Source organism: Allocoprobacillus halotolerans (genome assembly GCF_024399475.1).
GTDB lineage: Bacteria > Bacillota_I > Bacilli_A > Erysipelotrichales > Coprobacillaceae > Allocoprobacillus > Allocoprobacillus halotolerans.
On the sequence record NZ_CP101620.1, the window covers coordinates 26,969 to 52,285 of the forward strand.

A 25,317-nucleotide genomic window follows, 5' to 3' on the forward strand; every position below is an offset into this window, starting at 1 on the left:
ATTGAAAAAGAGCTTGATTAAGCTCTTCCTGCATACTTTCCATCTGTTGTAAAGACAACAATTTTTTCACCAGGTTCAATAAATTGAGGAACACGTAACGATAAACCAGTATCAGTCACTGCATCTTTTGTTTGATTAGATGGTGCACCTTTTATTGCTGGATCAGTTTCTACTATTGTTAATTCTACTTTTTCTGGAACAGATACTGATAATAAATCTCCTTCAAAGAACATTAATGAAACTTCTGAACCTTCAATAATATAGTATTTTGCATCTCCAACTTGATCTTCTGCTAATTCATATGTTTCATATGTTTCCATATCCATAAAATAATAAGTTGCACTATCTTTATATGAATATTGTGCAGATTTTCTTGAAATATTCGCTTGATCAAATTTTGTAGAAGCATTGAAGTTTCTTTCTTGAATTGCGTTTGTTTTTAAATTTCTCATTTTTGTTTTTAAGATAGCAGCTCCCTTACCTGGTTTAACATGCTGAAAATCTAAAACCTGACAAGGATCACCATCAACAATTAAAGTTAATCCTGTTCTAAAATCTCCTGCTGAAATAGCCATATTATTTTCACTCCTTGTTTTATATATTTGTTTTACATGCCTATTTTATCAAGTTTATGTATAATCTACAAGACACATTATGATATTTGTGCCTGTTTTTCTTTTGAATGTGCCTGAATATACTGACTCCATTTGATATATCCATATGTTGTATTCGTAAAATAGCCTAATTTAAGTACTAATAAGACATATTGTCCTGAAATAATATTGATAAGAGCTTCAAGGAACGCACAAATATACCATGCTATCCATTGTTCCCTTAATCTAAAGAAAATAAACAATCCATTAGCAATTCCTACTGCTGATGCACAGGCATCAATATAAATAATCGCTGTTTCTAAAATTTCATTATTATAGAAATCTGTCGCAATATCTAGACCACTGATAAAATATCCTACAACAATCGTCCACACCACAATTCCAATAATAACTAAAACTTCTTGATAACCTTTTAATTTTCTAACAACTGTGAGTTCACTTTCTTCATCATCTTTATGTTTAGACCAGTTGATATAGCTAATAATATCAATAGGTAACCAGAAAAATAATGTTGTTGCCATTGTTGCGAAACGATACATTAAAACAATACACATCACAATTTCTACAATTTCAACAAATACAGAAACAAGGAAATTGTATCTTGATTGTTTAGAAATCAATAACTCACAAAGAATGTTCAAGAATGTATCTAGTAAATAAAGCAACATGATAATGATTCCATTGACACCATTTGCACTTTCCTCTGGGAAAATAACTGAAATAATAGTGGCTAGTACCATAATTGATACAAACCATATTTTTTCATATGTTGTAAAGAGTTTTGCAAAAAGCATCATAATCAAAATAGAAATCATTAAAATGAAAGATGCAATCCCAAAATTAAACACTTGAGTTAATTCATTAGCTTTAACTTGTTGATAAGCTGTTTGAATATCCTGATTGTTAATATTTTGATGATCAAAATAGAGTTTCGTTCCATTTTCTGTTTCATATTCATATGCAGTAATCGTTTGATCTTCTAGTTTTTCATAGTCTTCATATGAGTAAGAAACAACAAGTTGTTTATCACCATTTGTATATGTGACATCACAAATTGTATTATCTTCACTATAATCTTCTAACTCCATATCTCTTGTCATTTGTAGACTTTGGATAAATTGAGTATTGTCCACATGAGCATTTATTTCTAAAAGTCCATATCCAACTGATAGAATAGATGACACACATAGTATAATAGAAATAATCATTTCTATCATTCTTAGCCTTTTTCTAGGCTCTATATTTGTTTTAAAAATTTTAATCATATCAAACCTTCTCTCCCTATTTATATGCGTTTTTTGACGCTTTTTTATTATAAACTATTTTGGAGAAATGTGATAGATTTTATTTAGAAATTATTGTTGAAGTGATTTTTATTTTCTTAGTTTTCATTTAAACAAATCTTTATTTTCGCAATTATTTCTTCATTTATTTGGTTGGTTTTTAAATCGTATAAAAATTGTACTGGTCTCATTTATTTTAATTGTCAATCCATGGTTTTCAAATAGCTGTTCTACACTCATCATAAAAAAGAAATTCGGCATGTGCTGATTTAATTCACAAATACAATAGTAATTGGGCTGCATGCAATATTATAGAAGTACTATCGTTTGGTGATTTTGTGAAACTATTCCAACTTTATTATAATTTTTATCTAGATAAAAAATCGAATGTCATAGTAAATTTACTATGGCCACTCAAATTTATTAGAAATGCTTCAGCACATAATAATTGTTTATTAAATATACTTAGAAAACCATATATGCATACCCATTTATTTAATGATAAAAGAAATATAATAGAACCAAATAAGGAATTAGTAAGTTTATTGATAAAAGTGCCTTGTATTAGTAAAAACACTAGAAAAAAGAAACTTGTCAATCCAATCATACATGATTTTGTTGCATCATTATTCTTATTTAACGAAATATGTTCAAGCCAAATTTTAAAAGAAAAACAATTCCTTAATCTAAAGAAGTTAATGGATGAACGTTTCTGTATACATAAAGATTATTTTATTAATGACAATGTTTTTACTACAAATTATGAATTTGTAAAGAAATTATTGACTATTTATATAGACAATGCATATAATATATCGAAGGACAAAAACGAAAGTTTTATGTGGGACAACGCCAGCGTTGTTCCACTTTTTTACATTTATAATCATTTAATTCCTAATTTGAGATTTTTTGATTTCAAATAAATCTTGAAGGTTAACCTGTTCAATGATTTATTAGTTTTTCAAAATGGAATTAATGTTAGTGCTGAAAAGTATGGTCAAGGAATAAAATATATTTCTGTTGGAGATATTTTAAACAATATATTATGACAATATAAAAAGATTAATAGATGTAGACGATTCACCAAAGATTAATTATTCTGTAACATGCGAAGATATTTATTTTAACGAAATTCAGAAGTTTCTCAAGACATTGGGAGAACTATTGCATATTTAGATAAAACAAATGTGGCAACTTTTGGCAAGTTTTGTTATTCGTGGTAAAAAATTGAAGAATATTCTTTCAGTATCTCCTAAAATCACTATTATCAAGAAAAGATATAATCTGTTTAGCGGGTACCCAGTATTATAATATCGGTTAAGAAAGTTTAAAAACTCTTAATTTCTACCTTCCGTTATTAAATGAGCAGGATAAAATTGCTGATTTTTTATGTAAAATAGATGAAAGAATTAGTACTCAAATTAAAAATTGATTATTTCACGTTCTTCAACCACTTAATTCACAACATAAGCACCAGTAGTAGATAATTGTAGCACCATCTGTGCAAATGAATAGCATCGCTCAAAGGTGGTGCCTATTTTTTATTCTTTGTTCATATTTGAAGTCACTTCTCTCATATTGACGTCACCTGCATTAATCGTAACTGAGTTATGAATAATTCAATCCATGATTGCATCTGCATGTAGCCCTCCACCCAATCGCGTATGCCAGGATTCTATTTTGAATTGTGTACAAAATATAGTTGATTTATTTTGATATTTTCTTTCCACGAGCCCAAAAATAAATTCTATTTCTTGTTCATTCATGGAGTTTATGAGCCATTCATCTAAGATAAGTAAAGGACACTTAGCATATTTATTAATAAGTTTATTTCATCCTCTTTTTAGTTCTGCGTCTTCTTCGCATCGCTGTCAGTTCCTTTTACAAGCATAAGAGGAAGACAGAGAAATCTATAGAAGATCCCTTTGTCATCTATCCTGTTGAAATTTACTCTTTTAACCAGTGAACATACTTTCATCAATGTCAATGGTCATACTTGAGGATTTGATTCTTCTTTATTGAATAAGGTCATCAGTGTTCTTGAATGATCATTAATACTGATGAGGCTAAAAATACTTTTATTTGATTTCTTGTAGAACCCACATTGATTATTCTTTTAAATAAAAATAATCAACTTAGAATTTCCATACAGTTTAGTACAATTGAACTTAAAACAATTTATTTATATTAGACTTAGGCTAGGTATTGAGAATAGTTGATATCTTTTTTTGCACTTCAAACCATTTTAATTTCCTAACATGTTATATAATCAATTTCAAGGTTGAAATACTATTATCTGGGTTTGATTTCAATAGTATATTTTCCTTTGCTTCTTCCTGAACCAGTTGTTAGAAAAAAATCAGTCGGCACATTATCTATTAAATCGCCATGAACATATATATAACTAGCATAGTAGGGATCATTAAACCAACCTTTGCCTATAAAAATAGCTTCCATCAAGGGTTTATTAGACTTTATTATATTAATTAATTTACTTTGTGCATCTCTTCTTATTTGATCCAACAATTCTTTTTCTGTAGTTATTTCAGAAAAATGAACTTTCATTCTTTTTATGAATAAGTCATAATTTACACCTAAATCACTTGCTATATTCTCATTTTTGTATATCTCTTTGTCGTTGCTATAAATTAGCAATGACAACAAGCATTCTTCGATTTTATCTTTGTCAATATAAGAAGAAAAAGCTTTTATAAAAGAATCCTTAGTAAACTTTTGTATTGTATAATTTTTCGAATTTCTTAACTTGATGGATATACCAGTGTTTGGTATTACAGTGTATTTCATATTTTTCAAACCATCTTCTGTTAATATATATTCTCTTTTTAATAAAGACTCACTATCAATTTTCGCTTTAATTATGTATGCATCACTTTTTGGAAATACTTTTTTACCACTTAGTTTAGAAAGTGGCTTTTTGGTAACCTTTATTGCAAAATAATCACTTCTATCTTCATCATCAATTAGCTTTGCCCATAATTTACTATTCTTATTCTTATTTAAAAGCTGTGTCAAACTAAACTCTTGCGAATCCCCGTCGAATGTTCCAATATTTTCTTTTTCATTAACCATTAAATTTGCAAAATCTTCATTCATTTTTCCATACTTGACTTGTATCCATCCTCTTTTATGCTCAGAGTTTCCCTTCATAGAAACATTCCATGATTGGACAGACATTTTCCCTACAGACAGACAACTTGTATTTTTGCCGTTTATATTTGAATGTTTAACTTGATAATCTAATATTTTTTCTTACTAATCCAACTACCGTGTAAAGGTGTTCCATGATAAATATAATCTACCCTGCTACTATGACGTCCTATGAATAAAAAATGTTCAATAAGTTTTAATTCATTCTTAGCTAAAAAATTTTGTAGTTTTTCTCTTTTATCAGGAAAGTTTTTCTTAAACATAGTCGCTGTAAATCTACTAATTATGTTTCCATCTGCTCCTTTTTCCATATTTCCAGTTCCATCAAGAGTTCCATCTGCCCACAAAAAGAATCGCCAAAGATCACATATATCATCAGGAGCACCAAATTCTTTTTTATATATTCAATAAAATCTTCACACTTTTCTTGATGAACGGAGTTCCCAGAACCCATTTTAAGGCTAATATAAAACTTCTTGTCATCTATGAATATATAACAGTCTTGTTTTAACTTAGTATTACTTTCATACTTTGCAGAAATATCCGTCACTAAATTAAAATCTATATTTTCGTTTTTGCATATATATTTTATAAACTCTTTTAAATTAAGATTTAAACCTCCTAATCCTTTATTTATACTGTCCACAAAATTTAATTCATTTCTATTTCCATGCGCATTATTGCCAATATCCCTTCTCATAAAATCCCCCTAAATTAAATTTGAACTCTCTAATTATTTTATCAGTTTTAAATACCACAGTCCAGAGTACAAAAATAATTTAAGTTATTTATCTCAAATTTCTTAAAAAATAAATAGAACAGAATAGAATGAAATGATAGCGCTATATATAGATATTATTGTAATTTGATTACTAATTAAAAAAGATGTATATCAATTCAACATCCAACCACATTACACATCTAATCCAACACCAAAGCACAGTTCCTTAGCAAAACTATAAATATTTTTTTAGTTCTGTTGCTATCTCCTTAATCACTGGAATCACTACACTATTTCCGATTTGTTTATAGCTTTGATAACTATTTAGTTTTACACAATATCTTTCAGGAAACCCCATTATCCTTAAACACTCTCTTTCAGTTAATTTTCTATTTTGTTCAACTAAGACGGGAATATTATTTCCTCCTGTACCCATTTTAGCAGTAAGACATGGCGATATTCCATCACATCTAAAATTACACTTTGATTTTCTTATTTCAGTAGCTATTATTTTATGTTTCTTATCATATCTATTTGAATTTAAAAATTTTGCAATATGAGCATTAATATTGTTTTTAGCAACATCTGAAATTGCATATTCATCACTAACTTGTTCTTCTAATACATCATCAATTGTGTATTCCAATGGCTTATTAGACGGAAAGGAAAAATTGAAACAGTCATTTTCAACTAAATCTTTTCTAACACCTACACAGTACCATCTATTTCTATTTTGTGGAATTCCAACATCCTTAGCATTTATTATTCTCCAATCTATATAATAATCTTGCTTTTTAAGAGATTCTTCAATAACATTCAAAGTTCTACCATTATCATGACTTTTTAAACCTGCCACATTTTCTAGAAAAAATGCTTTAGGTTTTTTATCTTTTATTATTCTCAATACATCAAAAAACAATGTACCCCTAGTATCCTCAAATCCTAATCTTTTACCTGCTATACTGAATGGTTGACAAGGAAATCCAGCACATAAGATATCATGATCAGGAACCTCTTTCCCATCAATTTTAGTTATATCACCTCTAGGCATAGACCCGAAATTATCTTTATACGTTTCAGCAGCATATTTATCTATCTCAGAAGAAAAAACACATTTACCACCAATTTCCTCCATTGCGATTCTAAAACCGCCCAACCCAGAAAATAAATCAATAAATTTAAAATCTTCCTGTGTTTCTACCAATTTTTTAAAAATATCTTTAATTACTGGTGGACTAACTGCATTTCCAGACTGTTTATACATTTGAGTTGCGGACATTCCAATTTTATCTATATTCTCAACAAAATCTTTTTCAAACCCTTGAATATAGAAATTTTCTTCTGGTGTTATTTTTCTTATGCTTTTTTCTTTATCTATATAAATTTTGGTTGAATCAGATCTTGCCAATACCGTGGGTGATATCCCTTTTACTGAATATACTCTTCTTTGTCGTTCTAAATCATTATGGACTTCTTTAGGCAAATCAAATAATTTTATTATTTTATTTTCATTTTGCAATGAATCTTTACACTTTATTATTGACAAGTATTCACTCACTTTATCACTATTTAAGTAATATTTTCTATCTACTTTTTTTCTAAAACATCCTCTATATATGTTTTTTTATTTGAAAACATAAGATCCTTAAAAAAATTAAAACCTCTAAATTTCTCTTCATTTAATTCTTTTTTTAGACGGTTAACTGTAAAATTTCTGTAATCATTAACAAACTTTTCAATTTTTCCATTATAAATCCCAACTATATATGTTCTATCTCTATTCTGTGGAACACCGGCCTCATTAGAATTGATTATTGTAAAATCAATTGAATATCCAATTTGACTTAATGTACTTAATATAATTCTTATAGTTCTTCCTCCATCATGACTAATTAAATTTTTTACATTTTCTAGAATAATGTACTTTGGTTTTTTTGCTTTTAAAATTCTAACCACATCAAAAAAAGCGTTCCTCTAGTGTCATTGAAACCCTCCTTCTTCCCCGCTATACTAAAAGACTGGCACGGAAATCCTGCAACCATACAATCATGGTCTGGAACTTCACTTTCATCTATAGATTTTATATCACCATACAAACAATTGCTATCAAAATTAGCACTATATGACAATTTAGCGTATTTATCAATTTCTGAAGCAAATACTACTTTATGTGGTATATTAGACAATTTTATTCCTTCTTCAAAACCTCCAATTCCCGAAAATAATGAAGCTATTTTTATAGGATTATCAATTTCCATTTTATTACTCCTTACTTATTCAATATGAGCTATATCTGAAATTTGAACATTCAAATATAGAGCTATTTTACTAATAGTTTCCATTTTAACAAACTCATTCTTACCAAGTTTTGATAAAGTATTTGGAGATATTCCAACTTCTTTTATTAAATCTGTTTTTTTCATGCTCTTATCAATCAATAATTTCCATAATTTATCATATGAAACCTTCATATTATGCCTCCAATATTATCCCCATAGATAATAAAATTATCTATGGGGATAATATAACATATATTTATCATTTTTTCAATGGCACAAATTTTGACTTTCGGTTTTTTGCATTCTTTTTTGAAGGGTATGTCTTGTTGTTTATTGTCATAACCCTTGTTTTCTTATCTATATCATCTTTTTTGTTTTTGTTCTCTTTTTATTGTAGCTGAAAAAGTGTCATTTTCATGACCTTTTTTATTATTTACTATATGTTCATTTTATAGTTTCAGTTGCAGCTGCCTGTATTCCTGCTTCTCTCTTATATTTTGAAACTCCTTGATTCCCTTTTGTGCATATTTTAATATTTCCTGTATCCCTTTACTGATCTGATAGCACCAGTAATATCTCTTTCCTTTAAGCGATTTGCTTCTCTCTATCATCTTTATGACCAGTAATTTCTTGTCTACTTTCTCTGCCAACAGTGTTATATGCCCTATATGCATCATCAATATCGTATTCAATACATTTATTGATTTCATCGTCCTTACTCTTATATTTTCAAAACCATACTGATTCTTTTTGAATCTGAATTTCTCCTCGATTCGCCACCTTGACATATATGCCCTCACTATCTTATGCACATCTCTTTTATTCCTGATCTCTCTATTCGTTAAAAGCATCATCGGTTTTTCTTCACTTAATCCATACACAATGACTAGATTTAATATCCTTCCCTTTTGTGATGGCAGTTCCACTCTCGTATGTGATACATAGACTTCACTGTCTTCCTTAGAAAAATACATGTTCATCTTAATCTTGCCTTTTCTTCTTTTGGCGATTTCTCCTACTTTCTTTGGCTTCCCTTTAAACAATAATGTTCTATTTTCTTTGAGTCTGATGATGAAATCATCTGCATTATGATTTTCATCTATGAAGTAATCATAAAATACATTGGCATCATATCCTCTGTCACATACAAATGTACATCTTTCAGGAATGAGAGATTTGACATATTTTATGCTCTTTATTGTTTCATCGTTCATTGACTTGAATCCTTCACTTTCAGTTGAATAGATATGGCTATACAAAGATATTGGATGATGTTGATCCTGTGTGAGGGCAGTTGCCTCACATACATGGTATCCAGGATAAATGTCATCCTTAAGTGAGGAAGCATCCCTGACCATACAAAGATCTTCAAATTTTCTTCCATATTTTTTGATGATTTCACTGTTATCAAGTAAAATGATCCTGTCTTCGCTAAGATGCTTGATAACCATATCATTATAATTGGATTTCATTTGGTTCATTGCTTCATCATCAAATTGAGCCAAATGATTGGATAATCTGTCAATTGTATAATTGAGCTTGATATTTTCATCAAGAGCTCTGGCAATATCGCTAAGTAGAACACTTTGACTTCTTGCAAGACCAAACATCATGTCCATGACAAACTTGGCAGCAGGTTTATCAAGACTGTCTGATAATTTATTAGAAAAATTGACAATTTCTCTTTTCGTTTCATATAGATCTGTGGTAAAATAACTCATGGAAAATCCCTCCTAAATTTTGTTTATTGAGATAAAATTATTATAACATTTTAGAGGCTGATTTTCCTTATAAATAAAGCAAAACAGGCAATTTGTGAATAACTTTTTACCTGTTTTTTATTTTTTTACCGAAACTCAAACACAAATATAACTATAGATAAATTTTTGAGATAGATATTTTTTTCAAGTGCATATAAAATGAATACAAAAATGATTGTAATCTTGATATAATCAAAAAAGTATCAACTCTCAGTTGAATTTTTAAGGTCAATTTATGGTCATTTTCTTTTTAATATTCAAAATATCCTTTATTTATCAATTATTTTGAGTTATCTATTTATTCGAACTCAACCAAGGAAAGCTAAACTTAAACAAATTTGTTTAGTAAATATCTTACCTCGTGTTCTCTCTAACTTGATTATTCATATTCTATCTCGTAGCTGATGGACTTTTATCAAATCCTTATCAGTATTGATAAGCCAACTAGATATCTATAAAGAATAATATCAAGTGGCTAACTGCATTTTAACACAGAAACAAGCCTTCTACATTGCATAAAATTCACTATTTAAGGCTTGTCAAGAATTAGAACAATTACAATCATGTTTGCAGTATTTATAATTATTGCAAGACAAAGAAAAAGATGATATGTAAGTTCGTTGGTGATGAAGTTTGATTTCTTTGCCAATTGTGGATTTATCCTTACCTAACGTATTAGCGATTTTTTAGAAAATCCATTTAAAATACGAGTTAATATGATTTGTCTATCACTTTCAGATAAGTATTTTTATTAGTACCAGCCATAATAATGGCTCCTTTCCTTAATTCGCTACCACCAATCACTAATAATATTATACAGCTAAATGAAAGAGTAAGTTCTACTAGAAATTACTGCATAACTCTATTCAATTTGCAACATTTAGAAGTGGAATTTAAGTTTTTAATTCAGACAATTATTTTTGAAACCAATAATCCCTGTAATATCTGTCGAATTATGGTATAATTAATAATATCTTAATATAGGGAGGATACAGATGGATATTATTTTAAGTACATATTTTTCAAAGTTTTTAAAAGAACAACAAATTTTTGACGGAAAAACCGATGCAAATTTTGAAAAATTTATTAACTATATTTGTTTAGCTACGAATAATATTTCTAATTTCAATTTATTAACAACTTGCGTTGGAAATGGTAACGATGCTGGTATAGATGGTATTGCTATTGCAATAAACAATAGATATGTTTTAGATATGGGAGATATAAACGATATTCTGGACAAAGGCATGGAGTTAAATGTTGAATTATTTTTTATTCAAACAAAAACCACAGAAGGTTTTGAATGCAAAGAAATATCATCTTTTGCTGACGGGGTTTTAGATATGTTCAGGGCAGAACATGAAATTAAAAAAATTATGAATGAAAAGGTTAAAAGCAAATATTTTATGATACAGAAGCTGATTAACAATTATGAATACATTAAAAATATAAAATGTACTCTATTTTATGTTACTCCTGGAAAGTATATTGAAGATGATAATATTCTTTCAACTAAACAAAGAATTATGGAAAGTCTAAAATCCCTAGAAATCTTTGAAGAAAACAATATCTCTATACAAATAAAAGATAAGGCTTTTATTCGAAAACAGTATGAAAATACAAAAGTACAAAATTCTGCTACTTTCACCTTATCTCAAAAAATAGAAATACCATATATGGAAAATGTTGATGAAGCATATTTCGTAATTTTATCAATTAAAGAATACCTAAAAATTGTTTTAGATGACACTGGTAAAATTAGAAATGGAATATTTGAATTAAATGTAAGAGATTTTGCAGGGATTGAAACAAATCGTGTAAATCAAGATATTGTAACAACACTTAAGTCTAGAAATAAATCCTATTTTGGATTATTAAATAACGGAATAACTATTGTTGGTAAATCCCTAAGCAAAATGCAGGGGAAATATACAATTAAGAATTTTTATGTAGTCAACGGATGCCAAACTACAAATGTATTATCCGAAAATGTGTCAGATATTACTGACGATATGTGGATTAGTGTAAAAATTGTTATTACACAAAAAGATGATATCATTAGAGATATCGTAAAAGCCACTAATAATCAAACTGAAGTCGAAGAAATACAATTACTTTCTATGACTGAATACCAGCAAGAATTAGAGGCATTTTATTCTACTTACACTACCTTTACTAAATTATATTATGAACGTCGAGAGGGACAATATCGAAGCAATCCAGATGCAATTCCAATTAAAATAGTTAACCCAGATGCACAAATGCGTTGTTTTGCTTCAGTATTTTTACAAATCCCTCATATAGCAAGTAGATTCTCTGGTAAATTGCAAGATGAAAATAGGCAAATATTTTTATCAAATGACAATCCTATTATGTATTATACTGCAGCTCTTTTAAACTATCATGTGGAATGTTCCTTTATGAACAATAAATTGGAGCAAATTTATTATAAATTTAGATATTATATTCAATTATTGATTGCAGATAGTATTTGGAAAGATATAAAGAAGCCTCAGCGTAATTCAAGAAAGATGACCTCCTATTGTGAATACTTAATAGCTAAAATAGAAGATGATACTCTATTTGATTCCTTTATTCTAAAGGCCATACAATGTATTGACAAAGTTGTAATAAATAAGAATGATACTGAAATAACTAAGTCTATATCACTCATGAATAATTTGTTAATGTATCTACACATCGGTTGGACTGAAAAAGACTTAAAAGCTGTCAAACATTTTTTAGATATTGTAGATGATTATTTAGTACCTTTTAAAAATATGAGTATAGATGGCGACTTACGATATAACTTCAATAAAAATCTTGTTTATTTAGAAAAAATAACATCTGATAATGATTTTGCTTACAAACTAATTGGAAATAGCTTTTTTACAGACATTCATCAAAATTTACATGAAGAAAATCGTAATAATCGAAAAGTTTATGCTTTAAAGATTGTTGATAAGTATAATAGTGTGTGTCAAGAATTTTCTGATAAAGTTAAAGAATCACAAAGATTCATATCACAAAAATAGTTGGATTAGCAGTAAATCTTAGAGGTTTACTGCTTTTTTCTTACCAAAATTTATGATTTGAGGTTGATTTTGGATACAGATATTTTTGATAATATGAAACAGTGGATCAGCTGCACTTATATTTCTGAATTACCTTACCATAAGAGGTATGGCAGGAATTTAAAAAGCTGCCACCTCTTTCGTATCTCCTAAACCAATTAGAAGATTTTTCTCATTATGTATTTAACGTAAAGTATCCCTTTTTAATGGAAATACTAAAAAAGATGAAAGGAAGTGACACGTCATTCAATGTATGAAATGAGATTGTATATCCTCAACACCACAAAGCCTTATCGTGATAATTAAAACGATTATGCAGGTGCATGGTTTGTCTGCCCTATGGAGTTTGAGGAAATCAAAGAAAAGCTCGGTATAAAAAAGAGGAAGATATTGAGATTGAAGATTACGAGCTGCCTTTTACCCTCAATCCCGATTGAATATTTCAGCCTGCTGACGACACCGTGTTAATGAAGTGACGACAGTGTGTTAATCAAAATGACGACAATTTTATTGGTTATTATATATAAAGCAAAGCCTCCAGGCGTTAAAATTGTTTTGTAGATTTATCTACACACATTTTAATGAAAGGAGGTTTCTTTATGCTGAAAGAAAAGGAAATCATCCGTCTATCTCATCAGGGATTTTCCCAACGTTCCATATGCAAGATGATCAAGACTTCAGATCGTAAAATCAGACAGACACTGAAAAAATTGGCTGATTTGAATTTGACATATGACGATGTCAAAGACATGGATGATGAAACATTTCTTGACTTATTTCAAAACAAAAGAAAGGAGGTGAAAAGCATTCATAGGCAACCTGACTGCAATCATATTCATCAGGAACTCAAACGAAAAGGTGTGACTCTTATGATTTTATGGGAAGAATATGTTGAAGAAAGCATTGTACTCAATGAATCATATTTGAAATATACGCAATCCTGTAATGTCTACAAGCAGTATGTTGAAAAACATCAGCTGGCAATGCATATTGAATATAAGCCGGGTGAAAGATGTGAAACTGATTGGATGGGTATAATTCCACTAAAACATTTCTGAATCATCTTGTTTAATAAATATTTTTTTCTTTTAAAACAAAAAAGAAAAATTAAAAATGTTATGAACGATACTACAAATAAACTCCATAATATACAATCTCTATTATTACTATAAAGAGTTAATATAAAACTAATAATATTCATCAAACATCCACCTACTCACATTAACTTTAAAAATTTCATCATCAAAATAATCCATATCAAATCTTTTGATTTCATATGTATTTTCTATGCTTACACCTAAATTATATTCCATCATTAAATGAGTCAGCATTTTTCCATCCACTAAAACCAATTTAACTTGGAGTTTTTTTGCAAATTGAATAGCCTCCCTCGTAAAAGAAGAAGTTGTTATAAACAAGCCTTTAGTACCACCTTGTCCTGCCACTGCACCTAAAAATTTCTGTATTTCTGGTCTTCTAACTGTCCCACTCCATCTTTTTGCTTAAATGTAATTATTGCTAAACCCAAACTTATCCTTTTTAATAATTCCATCTATTCCTTCATCACCACTATATTTAGTTGCAATAGTAGAACTATCATATCAAATACAACATATCTATATCCGTCAACATCAGCATACTGAAAGAACACATTTGTTCCTATTTCAGATAATTGGTCTATTGCAAAATAGTAATTCCCATCAATTATAACATCAACAAAATTTCTCTTTTATTGTCTAAGATATATTCCACTATTTCAGCATATTCTTCCTTATATTCTTCTATGTTGTTGATATAACAATACCATTCGTATGCCATTTTAGTAATACTATGAATCGCGTGAAAACCAAGAAAACTGTCATATGAAATTGTTTTATGCAAAACCACATCACTTATATCAACGACAGATGCTTTTCCCTTACCAATCTTTTCTATTTTATCCATAGGCGCCATTAAAAACTTTTTGCCATCATCATCAACACCTTTAGGTGCATATAGTGATTCTCTATTAATAACTTTTACATTATGCATTTTTGTCCCACCTACTGATATATTCGCTTTTTTACTGAATTGGTTTTCCATCACGAGTTCTAAGACCTAAATGGTTTTTGAAAAAATCCAAATTAGCTACAAATTTTTTTCTCATAATTATCATTTGTAAATGCATTATGTGTTGTGCAAATAAAGGATTTGGTTAGCTTTGCTCTTGTGATTGCATAAGTTATAATGTCAGATGATGTTAGTTCTGTTTCTAAATTACAATAAATACATTTCATTGTTTATTCTTTCCTTTCATCATTACAATTCATATTATCTTTATAAGACTCATATTAATCTTTATTTAAAAACCTTATAAAAATTTATTAAAAGTATCATTTAATTTGTTTAATATTAAGTATATTTTTAGTTATCTCTGTAATTTACTGCAACTATAACATAATACTTCAAATATTATTCTTTAATCTGATAGCTTGATTTTAAAACATATAAAACTGATTTCATCCCATTAAAGCACAAAACCTTAAGCACATATTTAATACGAATTATTCAGATAAAAGTTTTCTGATATATGAACTCACTTCTAAATAGTTCAATTATTATTTATTTTATATTGAATCTATAACATTATATCAATTTTATAGTTTCAAAAATCTTATTATTTTCCACAATTTCTTATCTCATATTCCAAACAAAATTCATCATTGATTTTAAGAATACATAAAACAAGCATTCTTAAAATAATATAGTAATCGTTTTTTTGCACATTTTCATCCATACTTTGAGTTCCATGAATATATTTATTTCTTATATCTAATCCATTAGTAAAATCACTTTTATTAAATATGTAATTAAAATAATCGTATTCAGGTTTAGAAAATAACGTATTTTCATATTTTAAAATGTTCTTTTCAAGAAGAATATCTACTGTTTTCTGTTTATTTTTATCCAAATGGTGGTAAGATAAAACATCATTCAAATAAAGTTCATTAATAATCCAAATAACATCTATATCATTTTTTAGAAATCCATCTATATTTGTATAAATATAATAATGATCTAATAACCATTTTACATCTTTATGTTGATACTCATGAAAATCTTCAATTTTTAAATCATTCTTGTTTATTAATTCATAAAAATTAGATTGATTATATTTTTTAGAAATATAATGTATAGGTGATTGATTTGAACATAATAAGTAACTTGCTATATTAAATTCTTCACTATTAGGATAAATATATTTTTTATCTATTAAACTGGGAAGATCTTTATATAACATATGATTAGAGGACATCTGTAAAAGTTCTAAATCAATATTTCTATCTTCGCACCACATTTTAAATTGTTTCAACACACTATCTATTTCTGAATTTAATGTGCGATTTTTTTCTAAATAACTAGCATTTGTTGATGGACAATTAAAATAAAAACCTATGACATTAAATTCTGTTTTCAAATAATCCTCAAAAAACCACTTGTATAATGCTTCTAATTTAATACTTTCATTATTCAAAAATGCATAATATACTTGTATTTGAAGTTGAGCAGCCATATTTAACTGTTCAAAAACTGTATCAGTTATATATTCATTTTTGCCTTTAATACCTAAACATTTCTCTATAACACTCATTGAATTCAATTTATGAACATGCAAAAATCTTATTTGATTATCCACAAACATAAAATTATGTATAAAATTATAAATCAATAATATTGGATAGTCCAAATTTTCTTTGAACCATTTTTTACTATAAGTAAAAATTAGGTTATGATCCTTAAATTCAATATTTACAGATTGTCTTTGTATATCAGAAAATGATAATTTAACACCATATGACATAAATGTTCCTTTTATTAAAATTTTTTTCATATCTTTTTCATATCTTTTTTTAGCTTTTAATCGAAGTTTATCTGATAATTTTAAATCATTTGTACTTAAAGACTTAACAATTAGTTCCAAATAATTTAAATTAGCCACTTCTGAATCCACATACATTTCTACTAATTTTGTTTTATTTAAACTATTTGGAAAATAATATTTTTTATCTGTATTTTTAAAAACCAAATATTCATCTAACAATACTTCACAATTTTGTATATCTTCCATTATTATGTTTGATATTATTTGATCATATTTTTGAACAATTATTTTATGAACAAGAATATATTGTAAATCTAATCGTTCTCTTAAAATAATTTCAAATATCTCTTTTGATATTTTATTATATAATTTATATTTTTTAAATAATGTCCAGAAATCATCATAATATTCATTCTGTATTTCTTTATATATATTTATAATATTTGTATTATCAATAAAAGAAAAATATAACCCAATTTGTTTATCAAAACTTTTAGATGCATTTTGATATGCATTAATAGTTGCTTCATTCCATCTAATTAAATAACATTGATTAGACAAATATAATTGAATATTATAAAATTCAAGAATTATATTAATATCTTCATACTTGTAAGATTCATCATATTCTTCTAAAACTGTTTCAGCTTTTTCAAGATTATAACCACATGCTAAATCGCTGGATGAATAAAATTTTACACCTTTGTCATGCATCTTATCACTTCTTTCTTTATTTTATATATAATAATTCATCATTCATATAGTTTTCATGTATCTGCTCTATTTCTTTTTTTATTCGCAAAAATTCTTTTCTATTAACTACTCTATTTCTAATAGAAGAAACCATATTATCTTCTTTAAAGGAATATACTTTTAAAAAAGCATTTTCAATTATGAATCTTTGAATTTGTATAGCAAAGTCTACATCTGCTTTTTTGTACAAAACATTTTGCTTAACTCCTATTTGTGCAAATAATAATTTTTTAGGAGATAATGGAAAAATAATATTAGTATTTTTGCTTGCCCATCCTCCTTTAAAATCATATGTATTTTTATCATAATAATTTAGAAAAATAACTGGATCATCTGATGTTACCCAATTAAAATGCTCAGGTGCTTCATAAATACACCATGAAACATCATCTAAAACTTTATAAGTTTTAGTCAATAAATGTTTCATACTATATATCCATGTACTTTTACCTATTATACTATTAACTTCTAAAAAAACGTTTTTATCATCCTTCTTAACTATATTAGTTTTTAAAGGAAGTAATTTTTCATCAATAGAACTTATTTTATTTGTCTTATGTTGTACTATTCCTTCTTGTATTTCTTTATCTATCTTTTCTATTGTATCTTTAATAATATCCTCAAAAGAATTAGTTAACACTTGCTTACAGCGTATATAACCACCTATTGTTCTTAAATGTTGAGTCGCTATCAGTTTTGAAATATATTTTAAATCATTTTCATCTAGACTACTATGATTAGTTAACTTATCAATAAATGATTGATAATAATTTTCAACTTCAAAAGAAAAAAATCTTCTAACTCTTCTGAAACTTCTTTATTTATATTATACAAATATAAGTAATCCAAACTTGATGTTCTACTAATAGATTCTCTTTTCCAAATAGGACATTTTTTATTAGGTACTAAAAGTTCATAAGTATAAATCTTATTTTTTTGCTTCCATTGTTTTAAATAAATTTGAGGAACATAATGGTTATTTATCTTCATTTTTACTCCTTATCAATCAATAAAATTAATAATATTATTATAATATATTCACAAATGACATACAATTTCAAAAATGGTAATTAAATGATTATTTAGGATTCCTTTAAATTTTTATTATTTACTAATTTAACAATAAATATATCAATAATAAAAAGTGCCATTTTTCAATGACACTTCTAAACTTGTAAACCTCTCGGTACTATTCTACCTATTCGAACTCTATCGTTCCCGGAGGTTTAGATGTAATATCATAGAATACTCTATTAACCCCACGAACCTCGTTAATAATTCTTGACATAACTTTGTTTAACACTTCATAAGGAATCTGTGCTGCTTCAGCAGTCATGAAATCAATAGTATTAACAGCACGTAATGCAATGGCATAGTCATAAGTTCTTTCATCACCCATAACACCAACAGAACGCATATTTGTTAAAGCAGCAAAATATTGTCCAATTGAACGATCTAAACCAGCATTCGCAATTTCTTCACGATAAATGGCATCGGCATCTTGAACAATTCTCACTTTTTCTGCAGTGACTTCACCTATAATACGAATACCTAATCCTGGTCCTGGGAACGGTTGTCTAAACACTAAATATTCAGGAATTCCTAATTCCAATCCTACTTTACGTACTTCATCTTTAAATAAATCTCTTAAAGGTTCAATGATTTCTCTAAAATCTACATAATCAGGTAATCCCCCAACATTATGATGAGATTTAATAACTGCAGATTCTCCACCTAATCCACTTTCCACAACATCAGGATAAATTGTTCCTTGAACCAAGAAATCAACAGCCCCAATTTTCTTCGCTTCTTCTTCAAAAACACGAATAAATTCTTCACCAATAATTTTTCTCTTAGCCTCTGGTTCAGTGACACCTTTTAACTTTTCATAATATCTTTCTTGTGCATTCACACGAATGAAATTCAACTCATAATGACCTTCAGGTCCAAAAACAGCTTCTACTTCATCCCCTTCGTTTTTACGAAGTAAACCATGATCAACAAACACACAAGTCAACTGATTTCCAATAGCTTTAGAAAGTAAAACTGCAGCAACCGAAGAATCCACACCACCAGATAAAGCACATAATACTTTTCCATCTCCTACTTTTTCTCTAATGGCTTTTATTTGTTCTTCAACAAATGAATCCATGCGCCAATCTCCAGCACATCCACAAACATTCATCACAAAGTTAGATAACATATTTTTACCATATTCTGTATGTAAAACTTCAGGATGGAACTGAATGGCATATAATTTTTTCTCTACATTTTCACAAGAAGCCACTGGACAATCTTTTGTATATGATGAAATTTCAAATCCATCAGCAATCTCGGAAATATAATCAAAATGACTCATCCAACATGTTGATTCTTGAGGTACACCCTCAAATAATGCTGAATTTTCCTTGCTGACAATCAAATGTGATTTTCCATATTCTCTGACATCAGCACGTTCAACTTTTCCACCTAAAACATGTTGCATCAACTGTGCCCCATAACATAATCCTAAAACAGGAATACCAAGTTCAAACAACTCTTTTGAATAAGTTGGTGAATCTGCTTCATAACAGCTATTTGGTCCACCTGTTAAAATAATTCCTTTAGGATTCATTTCTTTAATTTTTTCAAGATCAGTTTTATATGAATAAATTTCACAATAAACATTACATTCTCTTACACGTCTAGCCACTAACTGATTATATTGACCACCAAAGTCTAAAACAATGACTAATTCTCTTTTCACTCGTGTTCCTCCTTAAAATTGAATATCTTTTAATACAACTGTCTGTTCTCTATCAGGTCCTACAGAAAACATCACAATTGGACAATGAATCAATTCTTCAATACGTCTTAAATAATTTTGACAATTCACAGGCAATTCTTCAAAAGATTTCACATGTGTAATATCTTCTTGCCATCCAGGCATTTCTTCATAAATTGGTTCTACTTCTTCTACCCCTTTAACAGTCGCAGGTAAACCATGAATAATTTCACCTTTATATTTATAAGCTGTACAAATTTTAATTGTATCTAAACCACTTAATACATCCAACAACATTAACGCAATTCCTGTTAAACTAGACATTCTTCTTGATTGATTGACAACCACAGCATCAAACCATCCTGTACGTCTTGCACGTTGTGTCACAGTTCCATATTCATGTCCTTTTTCACGAATGTAATCACCAACTTCATCAAACAATTCCGTTGGGAAAGGTCCTGCTCCTACACGTGTTGTATAAGATTTAATAATACCAATAGCTTCTTTGATATATAAAGGTCCAATACCAGTTCCTTCACTAACACCATTTGCACCTGGATGAGAACTTGTAACATATGGATATGTTCCATAATCAATATCAAGCATAGCTCCTTGAGCCCCTTCAAATAAGACTTTACGATCTTCTTGTAAATATTGATCTAATAAAATTCCTGTATCACAAACAAGAGGTTTGATTACTTTCGCATATTCCTTATATTCTTCAAAAATACTTTCCACAGTAAACATATCTTTTAATTCAGGATATTCCATTACCTTCATTGGGAAAGTTTCTTTTAATCTTTCTAAAAATAATTCTTCATCAACAAACTCACCCATACGAATACCAATACGACTATATTTATCAATATAACAAGGTCCAATCCCACGTTTTGTCGTTCCAATACTCTTATCACCTTTTCTTGCCTCCTGCAAAGCATCGATTTCAAGATGATAAGGTAAAATCACATGACAACGATCACTGACACGAATCTTGCTTGTATCAATACCTGCATCATTTAAATATTGAACTTCTTCCAAAAAGGCTTTAGGATTCACAACCATCCCATTACCCATAATGACTTCATGTCCACTAAAAATACCAGAAGGTATTAATTTTAATGCAAATTTTTTTCCATCATAAACAATCGTATGTCCTGCATTATTTCCTCCTGCATAACGTACTACAACATCAGCTTTTTGGGCAAGATAATCAGTAACTTTTCCTTTTCCTTCATCTCCCCACATGCTTCCAACTACTACAACACCAGCCATAAAATTCATCCTTTCTTTTTACATCATTATTATATAAAATATGACTCTTTTATACAATCAAAATTTATCATAATTGACGTATCTTCTTTCCTATTATAAAATAAATACAAACATAAGTAAAATTAATATTTATAAACAATGATATAAGGAGAAATAATATGAATATTAAACTCGAACAATATAAAATCTTTAACGAGGCTGCTTCTACATTATCTTTCTCTCTGGCTGCCAGAAATCTTTTTATTTCGCAATCAGCCGTTAGCCAAACAATCCGTCTTTTAGAAAAAGAACTCCATACGCAATTATTCATCCGTCAATCCAAAGGTGTCATTTTAACCAAGGAAGGAAAGATTCTCCATCAAAAAATTGCTCAGGCACTTTCTTTAATTACCTCTGCTGAAAATCAAATCACTCATTTTCAAGAATTAAGTCAAGGCGAACTCTTAATAGGTGCTGGTGATACACTAAGTGAAAACTATCTAATGCCTTATCTTGTTTCTTTTCACCAACAATATCCATATGTTCAAATTAAAATGGTCAATCGTACCAGTTTAGAAATCATTGAACTTTTAAAAACGGGTGATATTGATTTAGGTTTTGTCAATATGCCTTTATTTGATGAAGCCATTACCATCCAAGAATGTTTACAGGTTCATGATATTTTTGTCAGTCAACAAAAAGATAACCATATTTATACATTCAAAGAACTGGCAAAAGAACCTTTAGTGATGTTGGAAAAAAATGCAAATTCTCGTCAATATGTGGATGATTACTTTGCCTCACAAGGATTTTTATTACAACCTGCTATTGAACTTGGTTCTCATAATCTTTTATTAGAAGCTGTTAAAAATGGTCTGGGCAAAGCTTGTGTCATCAAAGAATTTTCACAAGCCGAATGTTTACATCAACAAATCCATGAAATTCAACTAGAAACACCATTGCCTAAGCGTAGTATCGGTTATGCCTATTTATCACGTAAAACATTAACACCTGCAGCTTTCAAATTCATTGAACTGCTACCTATTATGTCAAAATAATCAAAACATAAGAAAAGAGCGATATACCCTGAAATATCGCTCTTTTCTTATATCGATCCATAGCGCTGCTGTTCACTATTTGTCTGTTAGTCTGCTGCCACTAACAGGGATCTTTTTGAGTAAATTATATGAATACTTTTGCTTCATATGTATATCGAAGAATATTATAATATGATATACACGTTGTCCCTTAGGACAGTTCCTATTATATATAAAGTTTGTTCATATGCAAGTAAAAAATTAAAATTATATTGATTTTACCAATGTTTTTTTGATTTTATTATTTTGTAAACGATTGCATTAGACAAACATAGGAATAGTTTTAAAAAGTACCGTATTTTTAAAATGTATGTGTCATCATAAATTGATAAAGCTTACCAATCCATCTTGCCTCTACTTTTGCATAAGAATATCTTGCTGCAACAAAAGTGGGAATTTCAAAATATTCTTCATTTATAGAAATGCAAACAACCTCACCTAATTCTTCTTGACGTATTTTAACATGAATATGAATAGGTGCATCATCTTTGATAAAAGGCTGTAACCAATCATCATCAAAACGGAAATCATTTTCATATGTCAATTGTAAAGAAGGTTTCATTTTGATAATCGCTGCTTTCAAATCTTTTTCATGAATAATATATTCACTCAGACGCTTTTCTATTTCAGCTTTTACATCTTTCATCATCTCATGAGCTTGATTTAATGATGATGCTTTGACAGCCAAACGAATACGCACAGTTTCTTCACCAGCATATAAAGCAATTGAAACCTGCTCTTGTTCATTAATTAAATCTCTTAATATTTCATCAATTTTACTTTCTCCAATAAACATCGTCATATACTCATAGGTATAAATTGTATCTTGTTTAAACTTTTGTAAATATGGAATCAAAGCATGTTCTACAACATATTTTAATTCTTTGGGTGGACCTGGCAAATTAATAATCATTTGATGCTCATTAAACATTACACAACCATTCGCCGTTCCCATATCATTTTCTAAAATATACGCATTTTCAGGATAATAAGCTTGTTTAAAATTATTATCTGGAATTTGACTGATACCAGTACAATAACGACATTTTTTCTCTACTTTTAAAGCCTCATCCTCATGATAGACCATTTCTAAGCCTAAATACTTCGCAGACAGTTCTTTCGTCAAATCGTCCGTTGTTGGGCCTAATCCACCCGTAGTCATCACACAATTAGCACCACGCTCAAAAGCAATTTTTAAACAATCATATAATCTTTGAGGATTATCACCGACAACACTTTGATAATAAACATTAAACCCTAAATCTTTACATACTTTCTGCAACAATGTCGCATTCGTATTCACAATTTCTCCCAATAACAATTCTGTTCCTACATTAATAATTTCCACATTCACACAAAAAACCTCCTTAAACAATCCTAAAAATATCTTATCCACTTTAAAATGATAACACGATTGATACCATTCATCAACTCTATCAATCAAAGTCTTTCCATAAAGAAACCATCAAGAATCTAATAAAGCTAAAATTTCTTCTTCACTCCAAAATACCAAAATACACTCCATAAATTCATCTAATGCTTTATGTTTGATACGATAATAACTTGCACGTGAATAAAAAGTCACCCACCAAGAAGCTTCATAATAATTAATATACTCATGTTCAATAAAATCATAAGCTTCACTTGATAAATGTGTATGTACTTGTTGAATAAGACCTACAAAATTTTCAAGATGTTGTTTACGTTCTAACTGTCGCATAATTTTTTCATCACCACGATGATAAGCTGGTGATTGATCCTTCACTCTAAACATATCAACCTGTGGATAATAATTGTAATGCTGTGTTAAATACAAGATATCCAACTGTGCCCTTTGATAAGTTTTGTAAATCTTTCTAACGATATAATCTTTTTGTTTTAGTGTTAAATTTTTTTCCATAAAAAATCCCTCCTATTATTTATATACGCATTTTAGAGGGCATTTTTCTTTTTTAAATTGTAAAATTTTCAATTATTTGATCAATTTCTTCATTTTTCATGCCAATTTCCAATAAATACTCCTTAGCACTACCATAATGTTCTCTTAAATAATCCAATAATTCCATCATATAACGAGGTGAAGATTTTAAATATTGTTTAGCTTCTTCATTATCCATCATTTGTGCTAATGAGGCATTAATTTCTAAATTATTTTCATATGATTCACTATAATCTTTCACAATATCATATTCATGACAACCAATTAAATCTAATAATAAAGCCGCTGTCACACCTGTACGATCTTTTCCAGCTGAACAATGGAATAAAACTGTTTCATAAGGATATTTGATAAAAATATCAAATAATTCTTTAAACTTATGTTTCATTCCTTCCAACATATAAATATAGACACCACCCAAATCTTTATAGGTTTGAACTTCTTCAGGCACAATGGATGCTTTGGTTGAATCAAATAAATTCACTTCATAATAATCAATATCTTTTTCTTTTGAAAAGGATTAGGCTGACATTCTTTTTCAAAATCACTTCTTAAATCAATCACAACTTTCACACCATAATCCTTAAGCTTTTGCATATCCTTTGCAGTTGCATAAGTCGGTGCTGCTGCTCTGATATATTTATGAGCACGACTATAAAGTCCACTTTGTGTTTCATATCCACCTAAATCTCGTGTATTACTCATTTTCTCTAAAGTTATCTGACGTTCTTCCCTAGTCATATATAACATTG

The 25,317-nt window shown here is 28.6% G+C and carries 23 protein-coding genes and 3 pseudogenes; 5 read left to right on the forward strand and 21 right to left on the reverse strand.

The window, feature by feature from the left end:
* Positions 1 to 17 precede the first annotated feature (17 nt).
* On the reverse strand, positions 18 to 575 hold the full coding sequence (gene efp, locus NMU03_RS00170) for an elongation factor P (protein ID WP_290140285.1): 558 nt from the start codon (positions 573 to 575) through the stop codon (positions 18 to 20).
* Between the two features lie 77 nt (positions 576 to 652).
* Positions 653 to 1,879: a nicotinamide riboside transporter PnuC gene (gene pnuC, locus NMU03_RS00175; protein ID WP_290140287.1), complete on the reverse strand. Its 1,227-nt coding sequence runs from the start codon at positions 1,877 to 1,879 to the stop codon at positions 653 to 655.
* Between the two features lie 356 nt (positions 1,880 to 2,235).
* Between pnuC and NMU03_RS00180 the strand changes: the two genes are divergently transcribed.
* The gene (locus tag NMU03_RS00180) at positions 2,236 to 2,820 is read left to right on the forward strand and encodes a hypothetical protein (RefSeq protein ID WP_353956639.1); all 585 of its coding nucleotides are present in this window, start codon (positions 2,236 to 2,238) and stop codon (positions 2,818 to 2,820) included.
* Positions 2,821 to 3,233: 413 nt separating this feature from the next.
* A pseudogene (locus NMU03_RS17405) lies at positions 3,234 to 3,329 on the forward strand (hypothetical protein); the annotation flags it as partial.
* A gap of 187 nt (positions 3,330 to 3,516) precedes the next feature.
* On the opposite strand, the gene NMU03_RS17410 reads toward NMU03_RS17405, so the two are convergent.
* The 8 genes and pseudogenes from NMU03_RS17410 to NMU03_RS00220 all read right to left on the reverse strand — a co-directional run bounded on the left by NMU03_RS17410 (position 3,517) and on the right by NMU03_RS00220 (position 9,786).
* The gene (locus tag NMU03_RS17410; RefSeq protein WP_353956721.1) at positions 3,517 to 3,720 is read right to left on the reverse strand and encodes an ATP-binding protein; all 204 of its coding nucleotides are present in this window, start codon (positions 3,718 to 3,720) and stop codon (positions 3,517 to 3,519) included.
* Between the two features lie 469 nt (positions 3,721 to 4,189).
* Positions 4,190 to 5,065, reverse strand: coding sequence for a hypothetical protein (locus NMU03_RS00185; protein ID WP_290140289.1), 876 nt, complete (start codon positions 5,063 to 5,065; stop codon positions 4,190 to 4,192).
* Between the two features lie 89 nt (positions 5,066 to 5,154).
* Positions 5,155 to 5,376 (reverse strand): hypothetical protein, encoded by a 222-nt coding sequence (locus NMU03_RS00190; RefSeq protein WP_290140291.1) that lies wholly within the window; start codon positions 5,374 to 5,376, stop codon positions 5,155 to 5,157.
* Positions 5,349 to 5,765: a hypothetical protein gene (locus tag NMU03_RS00195; RefSeq protein ID WP_290140293.1), complete on the reverse strand. Its 417-nt coding sequence runs from the start codon at positions 5,763 to 5,765 to the stop codon at positions 5,349 to 5,351. Before NMU03_RS00195 ends, NMU03_RS00190 begins: the two co-directional genes overlap by 28 nt.
* Positions 5,766 to 6,021: 256 nt before the next feature.
* Positions 6,022 to 7,332: a DNA cytosine methyltransferase gene (locus tag NMU03_RS00200; RefSeq protein ID WP_290140295.1), complete on the reverse strand. Its 1,311-nt coding sequence runs from the start codon at positions 7,330 to 7,332 to the stop codon at positions 6,022 to 6,024.
* Between the two features lie 41 nt (positions 7,333 to 7,373).
* Positions 7,374 to 8,044, reverse strand: a pseudogene (dcm, locus tag NMU03_RS17415) (DNA (cytosine-5-)-methyltransferase).
* 15 nt (positions 8,045 to 8,059) lie between these two features.
* Positions 8,060 to 8,257 carry a helix-turn-helix domain-containing protein gene (locus tag NMU03_RS00215; protein WP_290140301.1) on the reverse strand — a complete coding sequence of 66 codons (198 nt, stop codon included), beginning with the start codon at positions 8,255 to 8,257 and terminating at the stop codon, positions 8,060 to 8,062.
* A 257-nt stretch (positions 8,258 to 8,514) separates the two neighbouring features.
* Entirely contained in the window at positions 8,515 to 9,786 is a 1,272-nt protein-coding gene (locus NMU03_RS00220; protein ID WP_290138468.1) for a transposase, read from the reverse strand.
* 1,034 nt (positions 9,787 to 10,820) lie between these two features.
* On the opposite strand from NMU03_RS00220, the gene NMU03_RS00225 reads away from it, so the two are divergent.
* Both NMU03_RS00225 and NMU03_RS00230 read left to right on the forward strand, forming a co-directional pair.
* Positions 10,821 to 12,860 (forward strand): AIPR family protein, encoded by a 2,040-nt coding sequence (locus NMU03_RS00225; RefSeq protein ID WP_290140302.1) that lies wholly within the window; start codon positions 10,821 to 10,823, stop codon positions 12,858 to 12,860.
* 638 nt (positions 12,861 to 13,498) lie between these two features.
* Entirely contained in the window at positions 13,499 to 13,957 is a 459-nt protein-coding gene (locus NMU03_RS00230; RefSeq protein WP_290140304.1) for a hypothetical protein, read from the forward strand.
* A gap of 129 nt (positions 13,958 to 14,086) precedes the next feature.
* On the opposite strand, the pseudogene NMU03_RS00235 reads toward NMU03_RS00230, so the two are convergent.
* The 7 genes and pseudogenes from NMU03_RS00235 to NMU03_RS00265 all read right to left on the reverse strand — a co-directional run.
* A pseudogene (locus NMU03_RS00235) lies at positions 14,087 to 14,389 on the reverse strand (restriction endonuclease); the annotation flags it as partial.
* A 214-nt stretch (positions 14,390 to 14,603) separates the two neighbouring features.
* Positions 14,604 to 14,930: a hypothetical protein gene (locus tag NMU03_RS00240; RefSeq protein ID WP_290140306.1), complete on the reverse strand. Its 327-nt coding sequence runs from the start codon at positions 14,928 to 14,930 to the stop codon at positions 14,604 to 14,606.
* 625 nt (positions 14,931 to 15,555) lie between these two features.
* A complete protein-coding gene (locus NMU03_RS00245) occupies positions 15,556 to 17,475 on the reverse strand; it encodes a hypothetical protein (RefSeq protein ID WP_290140308.1) in 1,920 nt (639 codons plus the stop codon).
* 16 nt (positions 17,476 to 17,491) lie between these two features.
* Positions 17,492 to 18,268 carry a DUF4238 domain-containing protein gene (locus NMU03_RS00250; RefSeq protein ID WP_290142394.1) on the reverse strand — a complete coding sequence of 259 codons (777 nt, stop codon included), beginning with the start codon at positions 18,266 to 18,268 and terminating at the stop codon, positions 17,492 to 17,494.
* Positions 18,256 to 18,504 carry a DUF4238 domain-containing protein gene (locus tag NMU03_RS17930; protein WP_290140310.1) on the reverse strand — a complete coding sequence of 83 codons (249 nt, stop codon included), beginning with the start codon at positions 18,502 to 18,504 and terminating at the stop codon, positions 18,256 to 18,258. The genes NMU03_RS00250 and NMU03_RS17930 overlap by 13 nt, the downstream gene beginning before the upstream one ends.
* A gap of 208 nt (positions 18,505 to 18,712) precedes the next feature.
* A complete protein-coding gene (guaA, locus tag NMU03_RS00260; RefSeq protein ID WP_290140312.1) occupies positions 18,713 to 20,260 on the reverse strand; it encodes a glutamine-hydrolyzing GMP synthase in 1,548 nt (515 codons plus the stop codon).
* A gap of 12 nt (positions 20,261 to 20,272) precedes the next feature.
* Positions 20,273 to 21,550 (reverse strand): adenylosuccinate synthase, encoded by a 1,278-nt coding sequence (locus NMU03_RS00265; protein WP_290140314.1) that lies wholly within the window; start codon positions 21,548 to 21,550, stop codon positions 20,273 to 20,275.
* A gap of 158 nt (positions 21,551 to 21,708) precedes the next feature.
* On the opposite strand from NMU03_RS00265, the gene NMU03_RS00270 reads away from it, so the two are divergent.
* On the forward strand, positions 21,709 to 22,587 hold the full coding sequence (locus NMU03_RS00270) for a LysR family transcriptional regulator (protein WP_290140316.1): 879 nt from the start codon (positions 21,709 to 21,711) through the stop codon (positions 22,585 to 22,587).
* Between the two features lie 340 nt (positions 22,588 to 22,927).
* On the opposite strand, the gene NMU03_RS00275 is transcribed toward NMU03_RS00270, so the two are convergent.
* From NMU03_RS00275 to NMU03_RS00290, 4 genes are read right to left on the reverse strand one after another with little or no spacing between them, the layout of a single operon-like run.
* Positions 22,928 to 24,070 carry a molybdopterin-binding protein gene (locus NMU03_RS00275; protein ID WP_290140319.1) on the reverse strand — a complete coding sequence of 381 codons (1,143 nt, stop codon included), beginning with the start codon at positions 24,068 to 24,070 and terminating at the stop codon, positions 22,928 to 22,930.
* A 21-nt stretch (positions 24,071 to 24,091) separates the two neighbouring features.
* A complete protein-coding gene (locus NMU03_RS00280) occupies positions 24,092 to 24,526 on the reverse strand; it encodes an MG284/MPN403 family protein (RefSeq protein WP_290140320.1) in 435 nt (144 codons plus the stop codon).
* A gap of 52 nt (positions 24,527 to 24,578) precedes the next feature.
* Positions 24,579 to 25,049: a tyrosine-protein phosphatase gene (locus NMU03_RS00285; RefSeq protein WP_290140322.1), complete on the reverse strand. Its 471-nt coding sequence runs from the start codon at positions 25,047 to 25,049 to the stop codon at positions 24,579 to 24,581.
* Positions 25,046 to 25,315, reverse strand: coding sequence for a tyrosine-protein phosphatase (locus NMU03_RS00290; RefSeq protein ID WP_290140324.1), 270 nt, complete (start codon positions 25,313 to 25,315; stop codon positions 25,046 to 25,048). Before NMU03_RS00290 ends, NMU03_RS00285 begins: the two co-directional genes overlap by 4 nt.
* Positions 25,316 to 25,317 lie beyond the last annotated feature (2 nt).